The sequence below is a fragment of the Pseudoalteromonas sp. UG3-2 genome, assembly GCF_037120705.1.
In the GTDB taxonomy this organism is placed as follows: Bacteria; Pseudomonadota; Gammaproteobacteria; order Enterobacterales; family Alteromonadaceae; genus Pseudoalteromonas.
Genome location: NZ_JAWLJU010000002.1, coordinates 2,288,185 through 2,311,178 on the forward strand (window position 1 = coordinate 2,288,185; position 22,994 = coordinate 2,311,178).

9 protein-coding genes are annotated in these 22,994 nt (G+C 43.8%); 1 reads left to right on the top strand and 8 read right to left on the bottom strand.

Features of this window, described 5'->3' with window-relative positions:
• Window positions 1-2: 2 nt before the first annotated feature.
• The 3 genes from R3P39_RS13365 to R3P39_RS13375 form a co-directional block, all read right to left on the bottom strand.
• Window positions 3-1,205: a lanthionine synthetase C family protein gene (locus R3P39_RS13365; RefSeq protein ID WP_336568050.1), complete on the bottom strand. Its 1,203-nt coding sequence runs from the start codon at window positions 1,203-1,205 to the stop codon at window positions 3-5.
• Between the two features lie 194 nt (window positions 1,206-1,399).
• Window positions 1,400-3,544 (bottom strand): peptidase domain-containing ABC transporter, encoded by a 2,145-nt coding sequence (locus R3P39_RS13370; protein WP_336568051.1) that lies wholly within the window; start codon window positions 3,542-3,544, stop codon window positions 1,400-1,402.
• A gap of 72 nt (window positions 3,545-3,616) precedes the next feature.
• Entirely contained in the window at window positions 3,617-4,861 is a 1,245-nt protein-coding gene (locus tag R3P39_RS13375; RefSeq protein WP_336568052.1) for an HlyD family efflux transporter periplasmic adaptor subunit, read from the bottom strand.
• Window positions 4,862-5,050: 189 nt separating this feature from the next.
• Here R3P39_RS13375 and R3P39_RS13380 point away from each other — a divergent pair, with 189 nt between their 5' ends.
• A complete protein-coding gene (locus R3P39_RS13380) occupies window positions 5,051-5,206 on the top strand; it encodes a hypothetical protein (RefSeq protein ID WP_336568053.1) in 156 nt (51 codons plus the stop codon).
• Window positions 5,207-5,267: 61 nt separating this feature from the next.
• On the opposite strand, the gene glmU is transcribed toward R3P39_RS13380, so the two are convergent.
• The 5 genes from glmU to R3P39_RS13405 all read right to left on the bottom strand — a co-directional run bounded on the left by glmU (window position 5,268) and on the right by R3P39_RS13405 (window position 22,983).
• A complete protein-coding gene (glmU, locus tag R3P39_RS13385; protein WP_336568054.1) occupies window positions 5,268-6,626 on the bottom strand; it encodes a bifunctional UDP-N-acetylglucosamine diphosphorylase/glucosamine-1-phosphate N-acetyltransferase GlmU in 1,359 nt (452 codons plus the stop codon).
• Between the two features lie 410 nt (window positions 6,627-7,036).
• A complete protein-coding gene (locus tag R3P39_RS13390; RefSeq protein ID WP_336568055.1) occupies window positions 7,037-10,168 on the bottom strand; it encodes an efflux RND transporter permease subunit in 3,132 nt (1,043 codons plus the stop codon).
• Window positions 10,169-10,175: 7 nt separating this feature from the next.
• A complete protein-coding gene (locus tag R3P39_RS13395) occupies window positions 10,176-11,315 on the bottom strand; it encodes an efflux RND transporter periplasmic adaptor subunit (RefSeq protein ID WP_336568056.1) in 1,140 nt (379 codons plus the stop codon).
• Window positions 11,316-11,427: 112 nt separating this feature from the next.
• On the bottom strand, window positions 11,428-18,816 hold the full coding sequence (locus R3P39_RS13400) for an amino acid adenylation domain-containing protein (protein WP_336568057.1): 7,389 nt from the start codon (window positions 18,814-18,816) through the stop codon (window positions 11,428-11,430).
• Between the two features lie 702 nt (window positions 18,817-19,518).
• Window positions 19,519-22,983 (bottom strand): non-ribosomal peptide synthetase, encoded by a 3,465-nt coding sequence (locus tag R3P39_RS13405; RefSeq protein ID WP_336568058.1) that lies wholly within the window; start codon window positions 22,981-22,983, stop codon window positions 19,519-19,521.
• Between the last annotated feature and the right edge of the window lie 11 nt (window positions 22,984-22,994).

The following is a 22,994-nucleotide window of genomic DNA, read 5'->3' on the forward strand; positions in this document are numbered from 1 at the left end:
CCTTAACTCATTAATAAGCAATCAGTCCAATCTAGATTGTCGTCTAGCACACCAATCAATGCTAAGCCAATACCAGAGTAACCCATTAAGAAACCAAAATTTTCTTGGTATGCTTTGTCAAATCCATTGTAAAAATACAGCGCTTCCAAACCACTTTTTTGATATTTATTTAGACCATACTCCAGCCATTCTTTAGCTGCCTGATCCAGTTTAGGGTGTGGTATAATCTTGTTGAGTAATTGATAAATTGTCACTAAACCAAAGAAACCATGGCAAAGCCCCGCATCGAAGACATGGCCATGCTTTGCGTCTCTATTGACGTTGAACAGTGCAATTTCCTGAGCTTGCTCAACATAACTTGGCAACTCTAAAGCTCGCCCAACCCTTGCAAGCGTCAATGCAATTGTTAAATCACCGTAGCACCACCCCAAACGAGAATAGTTATCTCCACCAGCACATGAGCCAAAGCAAGATTGCTTGTCACCAGCTTGGTTCTGTTGCTCAAGCAGCCAATCACAACTCGATATAATAAGCCTCTTTGCCCGAGCAGCCATATTTTCATCTTCCAGAGCTGGTATTAAAGCCGCAATAATGCCAGGCACGCCATGTGCAAGGCCAAGGTTAAACTCATATTGCTCAGTGCTTTCTTGTTCAAACCGGTAACACGAGTGTTTTGGTTGAGACCAAGTCAGTTGGTCTCCAGCTAAGTTGATAGCGATAGACTCATAACCTGTAACGAGTCGATCAAGCAAGATAGTCTGATTCGTCCTCTTGGCTCTGCGAGAAATGTAAGGCGCGTATCCGGCTAACCCAAGTACCATTTCTATTTCACCAGCCCAAGGAAAAGCGTCTAGTGCCGAAGCAAAGTAGTTGTCTATTTCCTCAAGCAACTCTGGATCGTAATCTTCATCGCTTAATTGATTTAAATACTCCAGCACCCAGGCTTGACCAGCGAGTCCTGAACTTAATTCAGGTGTTTGCTCTGCTAATTCACTTTGTAACTTATTAAGTGCTTGGTTAAACTTTTGCTCATCGACCCAACCACTATGGTAGCTAGCAGCTTGATACAAAAATAATAAGTGGCCAGCTAAGCCACTAAGGAGACCATTAGTAGGGACATTTTCCAAGTCCTTTTCCACTAGTCTCGCGAGTTCAGCCACTAATGACTCAATGTTTTGCTTTTGATTATCGAGTGCTTTCAGCATACTTATCCCTGTTTTGACTATTATCTAATAGTACCTATTTTGCAGATAGCACAAAATAACCTTTTGGCAAATAAAATTCAAACTATAGAAACAATAAAGCAACATAACGGCACTCTAAACCTAATCAGGACAGAGCCGATATGTTGGTCTAACGATAATAACCAGCTTTTTGGTCACGCCATTATTCGCTTCACCTATTGAGACTCCGATGTTGAGGTTTGCTCATCTTTCTCATGAAGCTCTGGCTTCTTGAGTTTTATTTCTCTATCTGCCGAGGCTATGGTTTCTTTGCGGTGAGCGATGATCACCCGAGTGATCTTTAACCGTGATACCGCTTCATTAATGTCTTCTTCAAGGCCAGTATCGAGGTGGCTGGTTGCCTCATCCATAAATAATATTTTCGGGTCCTTATACAGGGCTCGAGCTAAAATAATACGCTGTTTTTGTCCGCCAGATAGGCTCGACCCCATATCGCCTATTAAGCTGTCATAGCCCATAGGCATGTCACTTATATCATCATGGATGGCGGCCAGTTGGGCGCAGTGCACCACTTTTTCCATATTGATTGGACTGTCAAAAAAGGCGATGTTGTCGGCCACTGTACCAGAGAGCAACTCATCATCTTGCATCACCGCCGCGATTTGCTGGCGATATTGCCGTGCGCCAATTTGGCTTAGCGGTACACCATCAATCAGTATTTCACCGCTGGAGGGTTGGTTTAATCCTAGCATCAGTTTCAGCAAGGTTGATTTGCCACACCCAGAAGGCCCAGTAATGGCAACCGACTCACCGGCTTCGACTTGTAAATTGAGTTTATCAATGACATTGGGCGTCGCGTCTGAATAAGCAAAGGAAACGTTCTTCACGGTTATTTTGCCGTCAATGTTAAGCTTGCGGTATTTATCCGGCTGTAGCTCTTCTTTATCCGTGAGGGCAATGTCGGCAATACGATCAAAGTGTAAACCCAGCATCTTAAACTCAATGAGCTTTTCGATAAGGTTTGCGGTTTTGTCCATAAATTGGCGCTTATAAGACATAAACGCGAATAGCATGCCGGTACTAAAGCCACCGGCAATGACTAAGTGTGCCGCCAAATACACCACAATAATATTTTCAATGCCAAATAAGGCGCGATTAATAGCGTCATAGCCAATATTAAAGTTCCCCAGACGAATATTATGGTTAATGGCGTTGGCATAGCGGTTTTGCCACTGCCCTTCGCGCTTCACTTCAGAGCCAAATAACTTAATGGTTTGAATGCCGCGTACCGTTTCCATAAAGTTAGAGTTTTCTTCTGCCCGCGCCATGATCTCTTGCTCACTAATATTGCGAAACGGCTTGTACATTAAGACTCGGATAATGGCATAAGCAATCACCGCAACAAGCACCACCACTGATAGCATAGGGCTGTAGAAAAAAATCATGGCTAAGGTGATAATCGCCATTAAGCCATCAATGATGGCCTCTATCACTCCTGTGGTCAGTAATTGCTTAACCTGTTGTAACGAGCCAAAGCGGGAAACCACATCCCCCATATGGCGCTTTTCAAAGTAACTGATAGGCAAGCGCACTAAGTGATGAAAAAGGTTCGCCCCTAATTGAATATTCATTTGGTTACCAAAGTGCAGCAAGGTAAAGCCACGCAGCGCATTAGTGGCGATTTCAAACACCAACACCATAAAAAATCCAACAGCCAGTACCGTGAGTAACGAGGTATCTCCGGTCAAGATGACATCATCGATCACCAATTGAATGTAATAAGGTGCGGCGAGGGTAAAAACTTGCAATAAAATTGATAGGGTAAATATCAGTAATAAGGAGCGTTTAAGGCCGGTGATGCGACTCCAGAAATCTGAAAACCTAAGCGTTGGCTTTTTCTCTTCTTTTTCAAAGTCTTTTGTCGGCGTGAGCTCCAATGCCACGCCAGTAAAATGCTTTGATGCCTCCTCTATAGAGAAGGTTTTTTCACCACCAGCGGGGTCATGGATCACGATGCGCTTAGCATTGGCTTTTTTAAGCACCACAAAATGGTTCATATCCCAATGCAAAATAGCCGGTGTTTGCAGCGCATCCAGATCGTCGAGCTCAATTCTCAAAGGCCGAGTGGTTAAATTGAGCTTTTCAGCAAAATGCATAATATCGAGCAATGTGCAGCCTTCAATTGAAATGCTGAAACGCTGTCGCAAGCGGGTGAGATCAGTATGATAACCATGGTAACCTGCAACCATGGCGAGACTGGCTAGACCACATTCAGCGGCTTCCGATTGAATAATCACTGGCAGTGATTTGCGCGACCAGAACTCTAACTTGCTCGCGGTGCCTTCGTGTTCCATTTCCATAGCGACCCTTTTACTTCTTCTTTGTCACAACACGGTTATGACATAACCGCTGAGTTGGCTTTAATACCGCGCTCATAGCTGTCCCTTAATACTGAATACAGGATCAAATAACCAACGTAATAATGAGCGCTCTTCTACTACAATATCAGCGTCCAGCGTCATGCCAGCTCGCAGCGCCGTGTCTTTGCCATACGCTTTTACTGTTTGCTGTGCTAGAGCGACAACCACACGGTAGGCAGGCTCCTGGATTATACCGGGCATACTGGTCTCTTCAGGAAGGATCACACTATTGCTTAGCTCAATAATTTGCCCTTCATAAATACCAAACTTTTCATAGGGAAACGCATGATAGCGCAGCTTGGTTGATTGACCTTCTTTAATAAAACCAAAGGCAGATGTCGGAATATACACCACAGCTTGCATTGAACTGTTTTGTGGTATGAGGGTTAATAGGTGCTGTCCAGGGGCGACATTCTTACCCACTTTTGCCAACAGGCCTGTCACCACACCACTTTGTGTCGCGCGCACCTCACCTAAGCGTTGCTGCTCTATAGACGAGATTTGGATCATCAAATCCGCTTGTTGCGATTGCAGTTGTGAAATACGGTTTTGTTGCTCAATAGGCAGTTTAGCCAACTGATTTTTAATGTTTTCGAGTTGCGCCTCTAGGGCAATACGCTCGGAGCGGATCGCTGAGGATTGTTGCTCAAGCGACAGTAAGGTATCTTTTTGCCGCTGTAACTCCAACTCCGAGATGTAGCCTGTGCCTTTCAGCGTCGCAATTTGTGAGACCAAGTCTTGATTAAGCAATAAACGTTGTTGGAAAGTACTGGCTTGGCTTGCCAGTTCGGTTATTTTCGCCTTGGCAGTGTCTCTTTGGCGCTGAAGCTCTTGCAAATCTAATTTATGCTGACTACGCAGCTGCTCGATTTGTTGTGCTAGGTTACGTTGTTGAAAGCGATATTGATTTAATAGTGCCTGGTTGAGTTCGGTGGCTTCTGTACTGTGCTTGGCCGAGGCAATTCTCAACAGCGGCTGCCCAAGCTCAACCTGCTCCCCTTCTTTTACTAATACCTCTGATATAACGCCCTGCTGTCCTGACGCCACACGTAACAGGCCACCACTGGGTTCAATGACACCTGAGACTCTTTCTTTTCGGGTATAACTGCCAGCAGACAAAAATACTAGGCTTAAAATAACAACCACTAAGATAAGCAAGCCGAGTACTTTAAATACGGGAGGTTGAATTAAGCTGATCGTGCCTTCAAGCCGGTGCTGTTTATGCTCTAGCACCTCGCGGCGAAATAAGTTTTCCATAGCACTTACTGAGTAATATTGTTGTTAATTTTTTTATTGGATGAACAATGTACCATGAGTAGCTACAGAAAGAAACGCGGTAAAATGGCATACATTTCGCTAATACTTTTGTAGCGAATATGTTGACAAAACACTCCCTGTTATATTAACTTCGTAACCAGTTAACAACAAAGCAAAAGGATATTAACTATGAAAAAGTTAGCACTACAAAAAAAGCAGCTTAAAAACCTTTCTTTTGAAGGAAAAACATTGGAGCAAAACGCTACACCACTAGTTGGTGGAGCAAGCCCTGGTACTCAAGTTTGCATTCATACACCACAGATCCAATGCCGCACAGTGAAATAACAGCGCTTTAATAAATATAAGCCTGTAATACTTGGGCGCTTATTAGCGCCCTTATGTATATTTATTTTTTCTTTGGTCTCTGCCAACCATCAAGATTGCGTTGTTTACCGCGGGCTACCGCCAACTGCTCATTTTTAACCGTTGCCGTGATCACAGAGCCTGCACCTATGGTTGCGGTAGAGCCGATTTCAATCGGTGCCACCAAAGACGAGTTAGAGCCTATAAAGGCGTTATCGCCAATGATGGTTTTTGATTTGTTAACACCGTCGTAGTTACAGGTGATGGTGCCAGCACCAATATTCACTTTTTCACCCACTTCCGCATCACCTAAATAGGTTAAATGATTGGCTTTTGAGCCTTTGCCTAAGCGTGACTTTTTCATTTCGACGAAATTGCCAACATGGGAGTCTTCTTCCATTACAGCGCCAGGACGTAAACGGGCAAATGGCCCAAGAGTACATTTATCGGCAACTTGAGCATCTTCAATCATGGTATTAGCTTTAACCACCACACCATCACCGATTTTACAGTTTTTCAACACGCAGTTAGGGCCAATCACAACGTCATTACCAATCTCAACTTGGCCTTCAAACACCACGTTGACATCAATTTGAACATCTTGCCCAGTAACTATTTTACCGCGAACATCCACTCGCGCAGGGTCGGCAAGGCTGGCGCCATTAATCATTAACTCTTCGGCTTGCCAGGTTTGGTAAGCACGCTCTAGGGCTGCTAATTGCACACGATTGTTCGCCCCTTCAACTTCCATGGCATGATCAGGTTGTGCTGAAGTGATTTCTATCCCCTCAGCATGTGCCATAGCAACAATATCGGTCAGGTAATACTCGCCCTGAGCATTGTCATTCGATAACTGTCCCAACCACTTTTTCAATAGGCCACCATTGGCCGCCATGATCCCAGTATTAATTTCTGTGATTGCCAACTGCTCTGGCGTAGCATCTTTTTGTTCAATAATGCCCACCAGTTTGCCATTTTCTCTTAGCATGCGGCCATACCCCGTTGGGTTAGGCAAATCGACCGTTAATACCGCCAGGCCATTATCAGGAGTGACATCCAGTAAACGTTGCAAGGTGCTTTGCTTAGTCAGTGGCACATCACCGTATAGAATCAGTACTTTGTCATCATCAGCAATATGCTCTTTTGCAACTGCCACGGCATGACCTGTACCGAGCTGCTCGGCTTGGTGCACCCAGTTCACTTGATTATCTGCAAGCGTAGCTTGTAATTTCTCGGCACCATGGCCATAAACTAGATTAGTTTTTTTTGCACCTAATGAGATGGCATTATCGATTACATGCTGCACCATCGGCTTACCGGCTATTGGATGCAATACCTTAGGCAGTTGCGAGCGCATGCGAGTACCTTTACCTGCAGCTAAGATGATTGTATTTAATGGCATGAACACAGGATCCTTTTTCTTGTGTTGAAAACAAACGTACTGTTCAACACTCTTGTCTTTAATTCAGTCACTTCATTGTACACTGAAATACCAAACGCAATGTAGCAGACAATAAGTACTTACTTAGTACAATTTGAGCAACATTGTAACGGGATTGCGAATGAAATATAAGAGTTAACAGAGAGAAATAGTGGTGCCAAGTAATCAGGCGATTGTCGGCGATTTTACCGCAACCCCTAGACCGTCATTCTGCTTATAACCCGCCATATTCAACTCACCCAACTCTACATTAGACAAGTAGCATGAAGTGACTTTCTGACGCTTGAATCTATGAGGAATGAGGCGATTACACTATTAGGTACCAGGTGCAGACAATATTCCAATGTATATCATCTGCACTATTATATCGATTACTCTTTGACTGCAAGAATATGTTGATACCTCTTCAGTGGGCTCAAGCCGCTGATTCTCGGTTTCACTCTCAGCCCAATAACATACAATATGGGGACTAAAAATAGTGTTACTAATGTCGATACCAATACAGCAAAGCCAAGTGAAATTGCCATTGGAGAAACAAACTTCGCTTGTAAGCTTGTTTCAAACATAATAGGTAACAACCCCAAAAAGGTTGTGAGTGACGTTAGTAAAATGGCTCTAAACCTTTCATGTACCGCCTGCTTAATACACTCCTCGATGGCAAGGTTGCCGTTCATTTTCTCATTTATTCTGTCCACTAAAATAAGGCTGTCATTCACAACAACTCCAGCAGCCGCGATCAGACCAAAAATGGAAACTAAACTAAAATCCTCCGCAAATATCCAGTGTCCCCATATTGCACCGACAATACAAAAAGGAATGACGGACATGATCAGTAGTGGTTGGAAGTAACTTTTCAAAGGGATCGCCAGTAAAATATATACAGCCAGCAAAGAGGCAACAAAGAAAGTTAACATTTGATCCTTTTCACTGCTAACCTCTTTCACTTTTCCACCTAGATCAGTTGTGACTGATGGATACTTAGCTTTTACTTTGGGTAGCAGTTCGGACTTTACATGCTCCATAACTCGAGCGCCATTCACTTGTTGGTGATCAATTGAAGCAAATACGTACAAGCTACGCTTACCTGCTTCTCTGCGCAGGGTCGTCACCGCCTGCGACTCTTTAAAGTTAACAACATCTCCCAAGAAAACTTCCTCACCTGAGCCTAACTTTATCCGTACGTATTGTAGCTCACTGATGCTAGCACGGCTGGACTGAGGGTATCGGACCATTACTCTGATTTCTTCGCCCAAATAACTGAAGCGATCCGCTTCCGCGCCGGAGTGAGTTTGATGTAATTGTCGTGCCACCTCCGCAAGCGTCAAGTTCAGTTTCCGGGCTAAAGGTTTTAGCTCCATCAGTAGCTCTTTTCGTCCAACAGATATCGTTGAGCCAACCTCATAAAGCCCGCTTTGCTGCTTTAACTCAGCAGCGAATAATTTTGCCGCTGCGTTTAGGTCACCTATATTGTCACTATAAAGGAAATAACCAAAGTCACCATATAAGTTATTCTGGCCTAAAACATCATCCTTAATTCTTATCGCTTTCAGCGCGACAATATCCGGAATATTCTCTCGCCAACGCCTAGAAAGTTCAAACGTGTCATAGGGCCTGCGTTCTTCATCAACTAGAATGATAGTAAATTTGAGTTCAGTTTGCCCCACACTTTCAATCAGGATATCTTGGATCATGCCTCGACCAAACTTGGCAATTGTTTTTTGCTCTTCAGCTTTTAACATTGCTTGAAATGCTTTAGCAGCTTGCTCAACGATATCAGTAGAAGCATTATCGTTTAGCTCCAATGTCACTTCGGGCTGATCAATGGGAACCATTGGATCTGGTACAGACTTCACATAACCAAATTGTATCAATGATACAGAGAGCACAAATATCGATATAAACAGCAATAACATACTCCACTTGTGCTGCAAACTCCACATAACCTTATTAGCCAGCCAACCACGACTAAAGTTGCTAATAGCGCAGTTAAGTTGATATTTAAAGCCGCTTTTTTTTGCCTTTTTAGGGGGCAATCCAGCCAAGTGAGAGGGTAAAATGAGCTTGGACTCAATAATACTAAAGACAAGACAAAATATTACAATAACCGAGATCCCCTTAAACAACTCACTCTGTGAACCATTACTAAAAACAAAAGGAAAAAACACCGCAATAGTAGTTAGTACCCCAAAAACCGCCGGCTTAGCCACTTTTTTTACTCCTAAAGCGACGGCTTGTTTGCTATGCCCCAAAAAAGTTGTATGACCATATACGCTTTCCCCAACAACAATAGCGTCATCGACAATTAGCCCCAATACCATGATGAAAGCAAAAAGCGATACTAAATTTATAGTGACATCAAATACAGGCATCACTAGTGCGGCACCAAGAAAGCAAACCGGCAAACCAACCACAACCCAAAGTGCTAGTCTAATGCTTAGAAATAGTGACAGAACCAGCAATACTAAAATGGCACCTTGGATTAGATTATTTTCCATCATTGATAGCCTCTCATCTAAGTATGCAGTGCCATCAATAATAACTTCCAAGCTCAGCTTGTGGGGTAAGTGCTGATTTTTAAACTTTACATACTTATTAACTGAATCAACTACCGCAACGGCATCCTGGTATTCTGCTGCCACAACATCAAATGAGACTGCCGGTTTATCTGAAAATGAGAATACATGAGTTCCTTCTACAGCTCTTTTTTGGATGGTAGCAATATCTTGAAGCTTTATCTGCAACCCGGATTCAAATGTCTTTATGGGGATCTGCGCAAACTCACTCTCCTTATATGCTTGATTTTCAACACGAAGCGGTATGACTCCTGACTCTGTTCTTACCGCCCCAACACTCAAGTTATTGGAGTATTTTTGCAACTCCAAACGGATATCATCCATTGTTAAATGGTACATTTGCAAAGCAATGGGGCTTACTTCAATCGCAACCTCAGCTAAAGATAAGTTATCATTTACTATCGCCACATTCTTTAAATTTAATAACTCTTGTTTAACTTCCAGAGCGTAGCGACGCAGAATGTTGTCATCCTCACTATGCACTAAGGCCAGTCGAATTACAGGTTGTAAGTGCTCTCTGAGGTTTATGACAATAGGCTCCAGATCTGCAGGAAAGCTGGGGGTTGCATCAACTGCAAGTTTCACTTTGTCCAACACACTTTCCGGCTCTGCACTTTTTTGTAATTCCAGCAAGAGTTCACCGGAGCTTTCTCTAGACCAAGAACGCATCCGCTTAACCTCTGGCAATCCCATTAAGCTGTGCTCAATCTTGCTAATGACATTCTCTTCAATTTCTTTTGCCGAAGCACCGAATTGGGTCACGTTAATCGCAATGGTGTCAACATCGAGCGCGGGAAAAATTTGTTTGTGCGTTGCTTGGTAAGATATTGCACCCAAGATGATGATAAATGCCATGAGGAGGTTAGCAGCCACAGGGTTCTTGATAAAGAAATTTATGATGCCAGGTTCAAGATTTACTTTTTCCATCATGTGTACCTCAAAGCCTTGCTAAATTTGAGGACACAACTTTCACCGGCATCCCTTTGTATGGGTACTCAGGTAATGTGTCGACTATTTTATCACTAGAATGGATACCACTATTGATAATTGCGAAGCCATTTTCATTTCTTAACACAGCCACTTTTCTCTGTGCTAACTGCCCTCCATTTACCACCCAGACACGGCCGTTTTCAATGAGCTCTTCCGGCACTTTATATATTTTTTCTAGTGTCCTCCCTGAAAACTCTACTTCCACAAAGTCACCGAACTGTAAAAACGAGTTACCACTATTAGCATCTAATAGTCCAGTAACCCGTGCAACCACTTTGTAAGCTCTTGTTTGTCGATCAACTAGTTGAACTCTCCTAATTAATTTACCAGCCCCTTCGTAATCGGAGTCAGGTAATCGGATCACAACCTCAGTTCCTTTGAGGTTTGAAGGAAGGTATTGATTGTCAAACCGAGCAACCGGTAGTTCAACCTTAGCGCCTCCAATATTGTATAAGACAGCAATATTTGCTCCCTGATTTACAAACTGTCCAGTACCAATGGACTTCTCAACCACCAATGCATCAAATGGTGCAACCCCCACAGTATATTCCAGCTTTTTTTTGGCAGAGGACACTTTTGCTTCAGCCGATCTTACCGCGGCATAAGCACTCTTTATTTGCGGTTTTCTCAGAAATAAACGGTTCTCTTGATCAGAGTTCATTCTATCTAACTCAATTTGCGCGACCTTTCCCATACCAAGCTCTTGCTCAAGTTTAGCTTTCACATTGAGTAATTCAGCCTCTGCATTTTTAAGTTCAGCTTGATATTGGCTATCCTCTATCTTGTAAAGTATTTCACCTTTTTTTACTACGGTTCCTTTGCTAAGTTTTTCTGACCAATACTCTACGTTTCCCGAAACCCGGGTGGATAAGTTAGTTATTTCAATTGGCTGTAACTCCCCATACATTTTGAAGTTCACGGTGTGATTTGTCTGCTCAATTGGCAGCGTAGTGATGTGATCCACTTTCACTTTCAGTGTCGGCACTTCACTGTTGGCACTAAATGCACTCATAACGAATAGTACAGCAACTGAAACAAGTATGATCATCGCTGGGAAAGCAGCGGATTGTATATATTTAACCTTCATAATAAACCAACTTTCTTTGCTCTTTCCGTCAACATTGACGGCTGGTGTTTAAGCTTTAACAAGAAGAGGAGGCAATAGCTTACCCCCCCAATGTACTGAACAATGACAACTACTACATAAGGTATGTGTTTAGCTGCTCTACTAAACTCTCAGATTTCAATATTTCCATATGAGCCGCATCAATACTCGCTTGACTGACCTGCTTTGTGTGGAACTGCTGAAAATAACTGTGGTAAGTATCCACACAATATCCTGACTGGGTCGCATAAATACTTTTTACCGTTACTTCTGGTTCAACCTTCGGAAGGTAATCTCTGAACCATTGGCTCTGTATTTTATTCAGCTTTTGAATTTGCCGTATAAACACTTCATCTACATCACTAGGAAGCGATTTGTCAGTTGTCATCTCAATTACACTTGCCTTTACCTCCTTGCGCTTCTGCAGGTGTTGCTCAAAGTAACAGTCTATTAGTATCACCTCGACATTCAGTCCTGTTCGAGCTAGCTCATTTGCAGTTTCTAATGCAAGTAAGCCACCAAACGAATGTCCAACAAGCTTAATGGGTGTTTGATCATCGCTATATTGGTTAATACCATGTGCAACAGCGACAATATTTTCAGTCAGCGATGTATAGGGCTGCTCACCATCCAGTAAGCCTTTATGTGGACAGGCATAAGCACGATAGCCATAAGCTGATAATTGAGTAGCAAGCCAAGCAAAATCATTTTCAGTACTCGCAACTCCCGGGATCATAAACAGTTTATCATTGTTACCTTGCATCGATGATATTGGCTTGACTACATGGTATGAATTAACCACGCTTTGACCCTCACATAATCTCGCCATTGCTGCAACTGTTGCGGCTTTGAAAAGCTTATCTAAGGAGATTTTCATCTTGCATTGTTGCTCGATCTCCGCCGCCAGCTTAACTGTCAATAAGGAGTGTCCACCAAGCTCAAAGAAATTAGCCGTTCTGCTAATTTTGTCCTCTTCTATGTGCAACAACTCTGACCATATCTTTGCCAGTAGCCGCTCTAGCCTAGTTTTCGGTGCTACATATTCACCAAGTAGCATTTTGACATCTGCTTTCGGTAACGCTTTTTTATCTAACTTACCATTCGCAGTTAACGGCCACTGGGCGATAACAATCAGGAAGCTTGGCACCATATATTCTGGCAATCGTTCCCCCAAACTTTGTTTCACTGCACTGATAAGATCATGATGCATGTCGACTTCCAGTGTTTTTGTAGGCTTGATATAACCCACGAGTTGTGGATTCCCAGCCACTGTTATGGCTTGTACGAAGGCTGAATCCACTTCACTGTGTTGTGCCAGCTGCGCTTCAACTTCACCCAGCTCGATCCTAAACCCGCGGATCTTAACCTGATCATCAGCCCGCCCGATAAACTCAAGGTTGCCATCATCTAAATAGCGCACCAAATCCCCGGTTCGGTATAAACGAGCGCCGCTATTGGAGTCGCTTGGATCATGGTAAGGGTTATCGATGAAACGACCTGCGGTTAGCTCTGGACGATTTAAGTAACCTCTGGCTAAACCGTCGCCACTCACGAATAACTCTCCCACACAACCCTTTGGTACTAGCTGTTGGTCTTCATTTAAGATATAAAATACAGTATTAGCCGTTGCTCGGCCAATGACCTCGCCCTCATATTCTGACAGAACAGAGAAAGCACAGTTAACTGTCGTTTCTGTTGGACCATAGCCATTAATGAGTACACTACCATGATGCTTTGTAAATGCTATAAAGTGCTGCAATGCAACACCCATTGCCTCACCACTGGAAATTAAGTCAACCCTAGGCAAAGTCGGCTCTTTTATCACCATATCTAGCAATTGGGGTGTAGCATTCAATACGCTTAACCTATGTTCCCGCACGATCTTCGCTAACTCAGCAGGTAACTTAACTTGCTCTGCATTTGGTATGATCAACTTAATACCTTTACTTAGTAGCACTATACCTTTTAGTGAAGCATCAAAAATAAACGATGATAGCCACAACCAACCATTTTTATAGCCTTCATCACAGAGTGCGAGCTGCGCATTGAAGCCCGCTTTAAAGTTCATTAAAGCTCGGTGCTCTATCATCACCCCTTTCGGCTGCCCTGTCGAACCTGAAGTATAAATAACATACGCTAGGTTATTTGCGGTTAGCCCTAGCTGTTCTTTGTCGATGTTCTCACTGCTCTGTTGGGCAAAGAGTGCCGTGTCATCCAGTGCTACTATGTCCCCACTAAAACCTGTCAAGACATCTTTGCCAGCTCCTTGCGTCAGTACCACCTCCAATGCCGCGTCTTGCACCATATAATCTAATCGCGCGCTTGGATAACCCGGGTCCAGTGGCACATACGCCGCCCCGGCTTTGAGTATTCCTAAGATCCCCACAACCATTTCCACTGAGCGCTCAACGCATAACCCCACCAAGGTATCCGGCTTCAGCTGATATTGCTCCCGTAAGTAGTGAGCCACCTGGTTTGCTCTGGCGTTAAGCTCACCATAGCTCAGTACCGTCTCGTCCAATACCACCGCAACACGCTCAGGCTCCTCCGCAGCCTGTTGTTCAAATAGCTCATGAATACAGCGCTGCTTCGGATAGGGCATTACCGTCTGATTCAGTCCCAGCAATAAATGTTGCTCTTCTTGCTCTGACAGTATTGTTAACTCATGCGGCGCGATATCGGCACTTGTCACGCCACTGAGCTGTGTCAGCAAGCGGCATAAGTGGTCATTGAGCCGCATAATCGCCGCTTCACTAAATAGACTTACATCGTATGCCCAAGTGAGCCCCACACCTGCCTCGCTCATGCTGAGGTTCACTTCTAAGTCAAACTTCGCTTGGACCGCATCATTAGCATAAGGCGCCAACTCAACCCCTGGCAATGTGATGGTCTCATCACCCCCTTGCACCCCATAATCTGTATCCGTAGTCAGCATAATTTGGAACAATGGGCTATGGGCCGCACTCCGATGTACCTTCAGCCTATCGACCAACTGCTCAAATGGCACATCCTGGTTCGCTTGGGCGTCTATGTGTACTTGTCGGATATGCCTAAAGTAACTGCTTAAGTCCGGCTGTGCAGTATCAGCACGTAAGACCAATGTATTCACGAAAAAGCCGATAAGCGGACTCAACTCTGCCTGTGTTCTATTGGCGACCGGAGTACCCATCACGATGTCCGCGCTATTACTGTGCCTGGCAAGTAACAGCGATAACGCACCGTGTAAGAGCATAAATGGTGAAAGCTGATGTCTAGTCGCCAGCGCTTGTAACCGCTGCGCCACCTCCGCTGGTAGCCGACCTAAAACCTCTGCTCCTTTATACTGCTTCTGCGCCGGTCGTGGGTAACTTAAAGGGAGACTATGCATACCCGGCAGCTCTGATAACTGGGTTTCCCAGTATGACAACTGTTGCTCAAGAACCTCGCCTTCTAAGTATGTCCGCTGCCAGTGCGCATAGTCCGCATATTGAATATCCAGAGCCGGCAGTGGCATTTCCTTCCCTTGGCTTAATGCATCATACAGCTGGAAAAACTCTTTATTCAGCACCTCCATCGACCAGCCATCAGAGGCGATGTGATGCATGTTGAATAACAACACCCCACTTGTCTGTGACGTATGAACGTAGTGCACCCGCACCATCAAGTCTGACGCTAGGTCAAACGGCCGCATAAATTCGTCTTCTAACAAAGCGTCAATGGCCTGAGCCTGGGCCTCTCCTGATAGGTGGCTAACCTCTTCTTGCACAACCTCAACCGCCACCTCTGACATAGGCTTTATCTTTTGTTTCACTTGACCATCTTCTTCGACATACACACTACGCAACACTTCGTGTCGTGCAACAATGGTACTCAATACCTGCTCTACCAGCGTCAAATCAAGTGAACCCGAGACCCTAAGCGCCATCGGCATATTATATTCACTTGACCCGCCTTGAAGCTTGTCTATAAACCATAACCGCTGCTGTGCAAAGGAAACAGGGAGCGTTTCAGCGCTGCGTACGATTGCTGTCAGCGGTGGTCGTGCACTCCTCCTCTGGGTTGATACAACCAATGTCGCCAGCACGGCTAAGCTTTCTGCATCAAATACAGCCTGTACTGGCAGATCTACATCAAATTGCTGTCGCAATGCCGCTATTAACCGAATACTTAAGAGCGAATGCCCACCCAATTCGAAAAAGTTCGCTGTTGTGCTTATCTTATCGCCGGGTATCTCTAACAAGGTTGACCACATATCCACTAAGTTTTGCTCAATAACCGACTGCGGTGCTACATACTCACCCAGTAATACATTACCGTCTGGTTTAGGAAGCGATTTCTTATCTATCTTGCCATTTGCTGTTAGCGGCCACTCACTAACAGTCATAATCGTACTGGGTACCATATATTCCGGTAACTCTTCCTTTAGCTTTACTTTCATATTATCTATGAAGCTATACCGCTCACTTTTTGAGAGCGCAGCATCTGGTTTAATGTACGCGACTAAGTGCAAGCTGCCAACGCTTCCTTTTGCTTGCACCACTGCTGAGTCAACTCCCACCAATTGCGCCAACTGCGCTTCAACTTCTCCTAGCTCTATTCTGAATCCTCGAATTTTTACTTGTTCATCCGTTCGACCCAAGAAGGTTAGATTAGCATCAGTTAGGTGACGAACTAGGTCTCCGGTTCGATATAAACGAGCAGAACTACCTGGTTCATTAGGGTTATAGTAGGGATTATTGATGAAACGCTCCGCTGTTAGCTCTGGACGATTTAAATATCCTCTGGCTAAGCCATCACCACCAATATAGAGCTCTCCAGGTACGCCATCTGGTACTAAGTTCTGGTTATCATCTAAAATTAACAACTGATTGTTAATATTTGCTTTTCCAATTGCGACACTTTGCTCTAAAGCGCACTGTTGAGAGGTCAGATAAGTCGTCGCTGTTATTGTGGACTCTGTTGGCCCGTAAGTGTTCATTAAAAGCACTTCATTTGGAAAGCTCTTATAGTGCTCAGTCACCGTAGCAGTGCTAAGCGCTTCTCCCCCCACAATAACCAGCCGAATACTTGTATTGGTAAATACCTTACTGTCACTGACAATTTGCGCCCAAAAGGCTGTTGGTAAACTCACTATGGTGACATGGTGCTTTTCACAATAGGACACAAACTCTTGCAAACCTTGTCTGCAAACTGGGGAGCTTAATATTAGCTGTGCTCCATGGCATAAAGCGCCAAAGAACTCTTCTACGAAAATATCAAAACTGATACTTGAAAACTGTAATATACGATCCGATACAGTTACACCATAGGCCTGTTGCGTATGCAGCTGGTAGTTAAGCAAAGCTCGGTGCTCTATCATCACCCCTTTCGGCTGCCCTGTCGAACCTGAAGTATAAATAACATACGCTAGGTTATTTGCGGTTAGCCCTAGCTGTTCTTTGTCGATGTTCTCACTGCTCTGTTGGGCAAAGAGTGCCGTGTCATCCAGTGCTACTATGTCCCCACTAAAACCTGTCAAGACATCTTTGCCAGCTCCTTGCGTCAGTACCACCTCCAATGCCGCGTCTTGCACCATATAATCTAATCGCGCGCTTGGATAACCCGGGTCCAGTGGCACATACGCCGCCCCGGCTTTGAGTATTCCTAAGATCCCCACAACCATTTCCACTGAGCGCTCAACGCATAACCCCACCAAGGTATCCGGCTTCAGCTGATATTGCTCCCGTAAGTAGTGAGCCACCTGGTTTGCTCTGGCGTTAAGCTCACCATAGCTCAGTACCGTCTCGTCCAATACCACCGCAACACGCTCAGGCTCCTCCGCAGCCTGTTGTTCAAATAGCTCATGAATACAGCGCTGCTTCGGATAGGGCATTACCGTCTGATTCAGTCCCAGCAATAAATGTTGCTCTTCTTGCTCTGACAGTATTGTTAACTCATGCGGCGCGATATCGGCACTTGTCACGCCACTGAGCTGTGTCAGCAAGCGGCATAAGTGGTCATTGAGCCGCATAATCGCCGCTTCACTAAATAGACTTACATCGTATGCCCAAGTGAGCCCCACACCTGCCTCGCTCATGCTGAGGTTCACTTCTAAGTCAAACTTCGCTTGGACCGCATCATTAGCATAAGGCGCCAACTCAACCCCTGGCAATGTGATGGTCTCATCACCCCCTTGCACCCCATAATCTGTATCCGTAGTCAGCATAATTTGGAACAATGGGCTATGGGCCGCACTCCGATGTACCTTCAGCCTATCGACCAACTGCTCAAATGGCACATCCTGGTTCGCTTGGGCGTCTATGTGTACTTGTCGGATATGCCTAAAGTAACTGCTTAAGTCCGGCTGTGCAGTATCAGCACGTAAGACCAATGTATTCACGAAAAAGCCGATAAGCGGACTCAACTCTGCCTGTGTTCTATTGGCGACCGGAGTACCCATCACGATGTCCGCGCTATTACTGTGCCTGGCAAGTAACAGCGATAACGCACCGTGTAAGAGCATAAATGGTGAAAGCTGATGTCTAGTCGCCAGCGCTTGTAACCGCTGCGCCACCTCCGCTGGTAGCCGACCTAAAACCTCTGCTCCTTTATACTGCTTCTGCGCCGGTCGTGGGTAACTTAAAGGGAGACTATGCACACCCGGCAGCTCTGATAACTGGGTTTCCCAGTATGACAACTGTTGCTCAAGAACCTCGCCTTCTAAGTATGTCCGCTGCCAGTGCGCATAGTCCGCATATTGAATATCCAGAGCCGGCAGTGGCATTTCCTTCCCTTGGCTTAATGCATCATACAGCTGGAAAAACTCTTTATTCAGCACCTCCATCGACCAGCCATCAGAGGCGATGTGATGCATGTTGAATAACAACACCCCACTTGTCTGTGACGTATGAACGTAGTGCACCCGCACCATCAAGTCTGACGCTAGGTCAAACGGCCGCATAAATTCGTCTTCTAACAAAGCGTCAATGGCCTGAGCCTGGGCCTCTCCTGATAGGTGGCTAACCTCTTCTTGCACAACCTCAACCGCCACCTCTGACATAGGCTTTATCTTTTGCTTCACTTGACCATCTTCTTCGACATACACACTACGCAACACTTCATGTCGTGCAACAATGGTACTCAATACCTGCTCTACCAGCGTCAAATCAAGTGAACCCGAGACCCTAAGCGCCATCGGCATATTATATTCACTTGACCCGCCTTGAAGCTTGTCCATAAACCATAACCGTTGCTGTGCAAAAGAACAAACCTCTAATTGCGCAATATTATCTGAGTTCCTTTTCTTAATCTTTTGAACGGAAAGCTCCGAATCTTTGTGCTGCAAAAATTCCATCAGTGCATCTTTGTTTTCTTTAATAATCTGCACCGTTTCCTTATCTAAGTGTCCCTTTGAAGACTTTGCCTTAAGCTTTCCATTCTCAATGAAAACCAAAGCTCCCTCAGAGATCAGCTGGTTATAGAGGTCATTCATATTTTTCTCAATACCTTCATTTTTGTTATTCATTGTCTCAGCCAAACTAGATTTGACTAGATGCAAAAACAACGGAAACTGTTTTTGTACTCTACACGTCCCTTGCTTGTTTACCTGAGGCGCCTAAAACTAATTACTCTAATATCAGACAATCAGTTAAGTTGCTTCATGTGCGACCACAGTCGTAACAAGAAGATACAAGTAACTCTAATAAGCAACCAAATTAGATCTATCATGCCAACTCAAAGCAAAGTGTTTTATTATCTATTTTTTCTCTGATATCCCTTCAAGCTACCTAAGACATCATAAGTTGGTGAGCCACACACCTGTTAAGTTGTTAACTACTTCAAGACTTAGTAATGGAGTGGCGTATTCCATGAGATAAATCTCCAAAACGTATGCAAAACAGCTTACTTTAATCCACGTAAATAACGAAAAGCAAGCTATCTCATTGCGTATATAACTACAGCGCAAACTCACGGCTAAACGCATCGACTCACGCGTGAGACAAAAAGCGACTTACCTATCAAATCGTATCTTATGACATATTTAGAGTAAAACTATGCCATAAGATACGGCAACGTATTACAAGTTGCAACCGTTTTGCTCGAAATTCACTCTCATTGAGCACTAATCGTGCCGACCTAAAAGCAAATAATAAGATTGATTCTTATACACTTATAATACAAACCTTGTTAATAAACATAAGCATATCTCTATAGCTTAAACGGTTCGTTAGAATTCATATTCTAATGCCTCCTCAGATTTCATAAGCTCTTGGCGCAGCGCCTTTTCTTTATCAAATTGGTTACACATCTCACATAACTGAGCAATAGTAGAAATTTCATATAGACCTTTGAGTTCAATATTTGTATACCCCTTAGCTTTCAACTCCGCAATCAGTCGCATAGCCATGATTGAATGACCACCTAGCTCAAAAAAGCTAGCATTCATACTGATCTGATCAATATTCACTTGTAATAAAGCCGCTAAGATACCTACAACTTGAACTTCTACATCAGTAACGGGTGCAACATATTCTTTTTGTAATTCACTGCTATCTAGTGTGGGAAGTGCTTTTCTATCTATTTTACCATTGGCTGTTAACGGCCAATCCACTATTTCCACAAGAAAACTCGGCACCATATACGCGGGTAACTCACTGTCTAACGCCAACTTCACACTCTCTATTAGCGCGTTATTATCCGTTCCTGCATACTCGTTTGATGGTTTAAAATAACCAACCAATTGTGTCGAGCCAGAGAGCTGTTGCGCAATAACCAGTGCCGAGTCAACCATATCTAGGCTGCTTAATTGATGCTCTATTTCACCCAGCTCTATACGTAGACCATGAATTTTAACCTGATGATCTATTCTACCTTGATATTCAATTACACCGTCAGCTCTAAACCGAGCAAGATCACCCGTTTTATATAGCCGCTGGGAACAATTCTTTTGCTCCTCATTGTAAAAAGGATTTGCTATGAAACGTTCAGCGGTTAACTCTGGGCGATTTAAGTAACCTCTGGCTAAGCCGTCTCCCCCTATATGTAGCTCTCCCACAGCCCCTTCAGGAACTAGGTTCAAGTTAGGATCGAGAATATACAGCTGAGTATTATCAATAGGCTTGCCTATCGGTACTCCTTTGCTGATATCTCCAGAGCAATCCCAGTAACTCACGTCAATGGCCGCTTCCGTTGGGCCATATAGGTTATGCAATTGGCAACTCGGTAATACCTGCCGAAACGCTTCAACTTGGCTTTGTTGTAATGCTTCTCCACTACAAAAAACTTGTTTCAAGCTTAAGCAATCCGAAAACTGCTTCGTTTCTAATATAAGCCCTAACATGGAAGGCACGAAGTGCAATTTAGTGACCTGATGCTGCTCAATAAGTTGACACAAATAATCTGGTTCTTTATGCCCTTCAGGTTTAGCAACAACCAGTTGTGCACCATATGCAAGCGTCCACATAAACTCCCATACCGAGACATCAAAACTATAGGGCGTTTTCTGTAACACTCTGTCATCATTGCTCATACCATACTTATTATGCATCCAGTGAATGCGATTGAATAGTGCTTGGTGTTCAATCATGACACCTTTTGGCTTGCCAGTAGAGCCTGATGTATAAATCACATAAGCTAAATTGTCAGTACTCAAGCCCAACTCAGATTTAGCTTTCGTACTTGGGTCATATTGTGCAAACAAGGTATGGTTATCTAATGCTATGACAGGCACATCCAAACAGCTTGCAGCCGCTATACTACTTCCTTGAGCCAACACAACATTGAGTGCCGCATCTTCCGCCATGTATGCTAATCGGGATGAGGGGTAACTTGGGTCGATTGGCACATAAGCGCCGCCCGCTTTTAATATAGCTAGGATACCAATGACCATTTCTACAGAACGCTCAGCGCATAAGCCAACAATATCATCTGGCTGAATGTCATGCTCTTTACGTAAATAATGCGCTATTTGGTTGGCTCTAGCATTTAGTTCGCCATAGCTTATATACTCTTCAGAAAACACCACCGCCACACGCTCTGGTGTTTTCTCTGCTTGTTGCTCAAATAATTCATGAATACATTTGTCTTTCGGATAAGGCATCGCTGTATCATTCAGCTCACAGACCAAGCGTTCTTGCTCATTTATTGACAATATTGGCAGTGAACACAAGGAATCGCCTCCGCTGGCTACTATGCTAACAAGGCCATTCAACAGCTGACAAAGGTGCTCATTAAGCGCTTGAATTCTGTTCTCATTAAAAATACTAGTGTCATATTCCCATACTAAAGTCACACCAGAGTCACTCATACTTATGTCAACATCGAGATCAAATTTTGCGTGAATATAATCAGCATGGTAGGTCTGCAATTCGACATTGGGTAACTGGTATTTCTGCTCTGAGTTATTACCTAATGCATAGTCACTATTTGTGGTTAATAAAATCTGGAATAAAGGTGAGTGTGTTTGATTTCTTGGGATTTTTAGGCGTTCAACCAACTGCTCAAAAGGTACGTCCTGATTAGATTGAGCATCTAAGTGCACTCCTCTAATATGAGAAAAGTAGTCACTCAATGAGGTAAACCCTGTATTAGCTCTCAACACTAATGTATTGGCAAAAAAGCCCACTAAAGGCTCCAACTCAGGCTGGAGTCGGTTAGCGATAGGAGTACCTATAACAATATCATTGCTATTACTATGACGCGAAAGCAACAAAGAAAGCATACCATGTAGCAACATAAATGGTGTTAACTGATACGCCTTTGCAATATCACTCAACTCCTTAGCAACCGCTCCTGGTAACTGTCCATGTACAATACCCACACGACTGGAGCTACCTTCAGAGCGCGGCTTATCTAAAGGCAAAGAGTGCACTACGGGAAGCTCGTCTAACTGCTTTTCCCAGTACTCTAGTTGCTGTTCTAATACACCATTATTAAGATATGCTTTTTGCCAAAATGCATAATCCGAATACTGAATATTTAGTTCTGGCAAGGGGTGAAGCATGCCTGATATATATGAATGATAGAGTGTAAATAGCTCTTTTAATATGACTTCTATTGACCAACCATCTGATGCAATATGATGCATATTAAACAGTAAAACCCCGGACTTCTCTGCCCGCTTAACATAGCTGACCCGCAGCATAATATCATTACTTAAGTCAAACGATTGGCCTATGAGCTCTTCAACCGTGTTTTTTAGTGCTGCGTCTAACCGCTCCTCAGGCAAATGACTAAGATCCACTTCTTCAATATCAAAAGCAAACGAAGCCTTGTCTTTTACCTGCTGAACAGCGACCCCATCTCGCTCATGATAGGTTGTACGCAATATTTCATGCCGCTCCACGATTGTGCGAAATGCTCTTTTCAATACAGTTATGTCAAGATCACCACACACATCAAACGCCATGGGCATATTATATTCTTGAGTACTACCTTTTAAGTTATCAATAAACCAAAGACGCTGCTGAGCGTATGATAGAGTATTACTAAGGTCTGTTTGTTGAGACTTAATAACCTTTTTATATCCTTCGGTTCTGAGATAGTAAATAATTCGTTCTTTATTATCTTTTATTCGCTGTATCAACTCAGGGACGGCATATTCAAAGTTTATTTTAAGTTGATCATTCTCAGCTAGTTCAAATGAGATCTGAGCTTCGCTGCACTCAGCAATTAATTTTTTTATGTTTTCCACAGAAGTTTTAC

What these genes read in the sequence shown, in the direction of transcription:
- R3P39_RS13365 (WP_336568050.1), bottom strand. Translation starts at nt 1,205, where the DNA reads ATGCTGAAAGCACTCGATAATCAAAAGCAAAACATTGAGTCATTAGTG.
- R3P39_RS13370 (WP_336568051.1), bottom strand. Translation starts at nt 3,544, where the DNA reads ATGGAAATGGAACACGAAGGCACCGCGAGCAAGTTAGAGTTCTGGTCG.
- R3P39_RS13375 (WP_336568052.1), bottom strand. Translation starts at nt 4,861, where the DNA reads ATGGAAAACTTATTTCGCCGCGAGGTGCTAGAGCATAAACAGCACCGG.
- R3P39_RS13380 (WP_336568053.1), top strand. Translation starts at nt 5,051, where the DNA reads ATGAAAAAGTTAGCACTACAAAAAAAGCAGCTTAAAAACCTTTCTTTT.
- glmU (WP_336568054.1), bottom strand. Translation starts at nt 6,626, where the DNA reads ATGCCATTAAATACAATCATCTTAGCTGCAGGTAAAGGTACTCGCATG.
- R3P39_RS13390 (WP_336568055.1), bottom strand. Translation starts at nt 10,168, where the DNA reads ATGATGGAAAAAGTAAATCTTGAACCTGGCATCATAAATTTCTTTATC.
- R3P39_RS13395 (WP_336568056.1), bottom strand. Translation starts at nt 11,315, where the DNA reads ATGAAGGTTAAATATATACAATCCGCTGCTTTCCCAGCGATGATCATA.
- R3P39_RS13400 (WP_336568057.1), bottom strand. Translation starts at nt 18,816, where the DNA reads ATGAATAACAAAAATGAAGGTATTGAGAAAAATATGAATGACCTCTAT.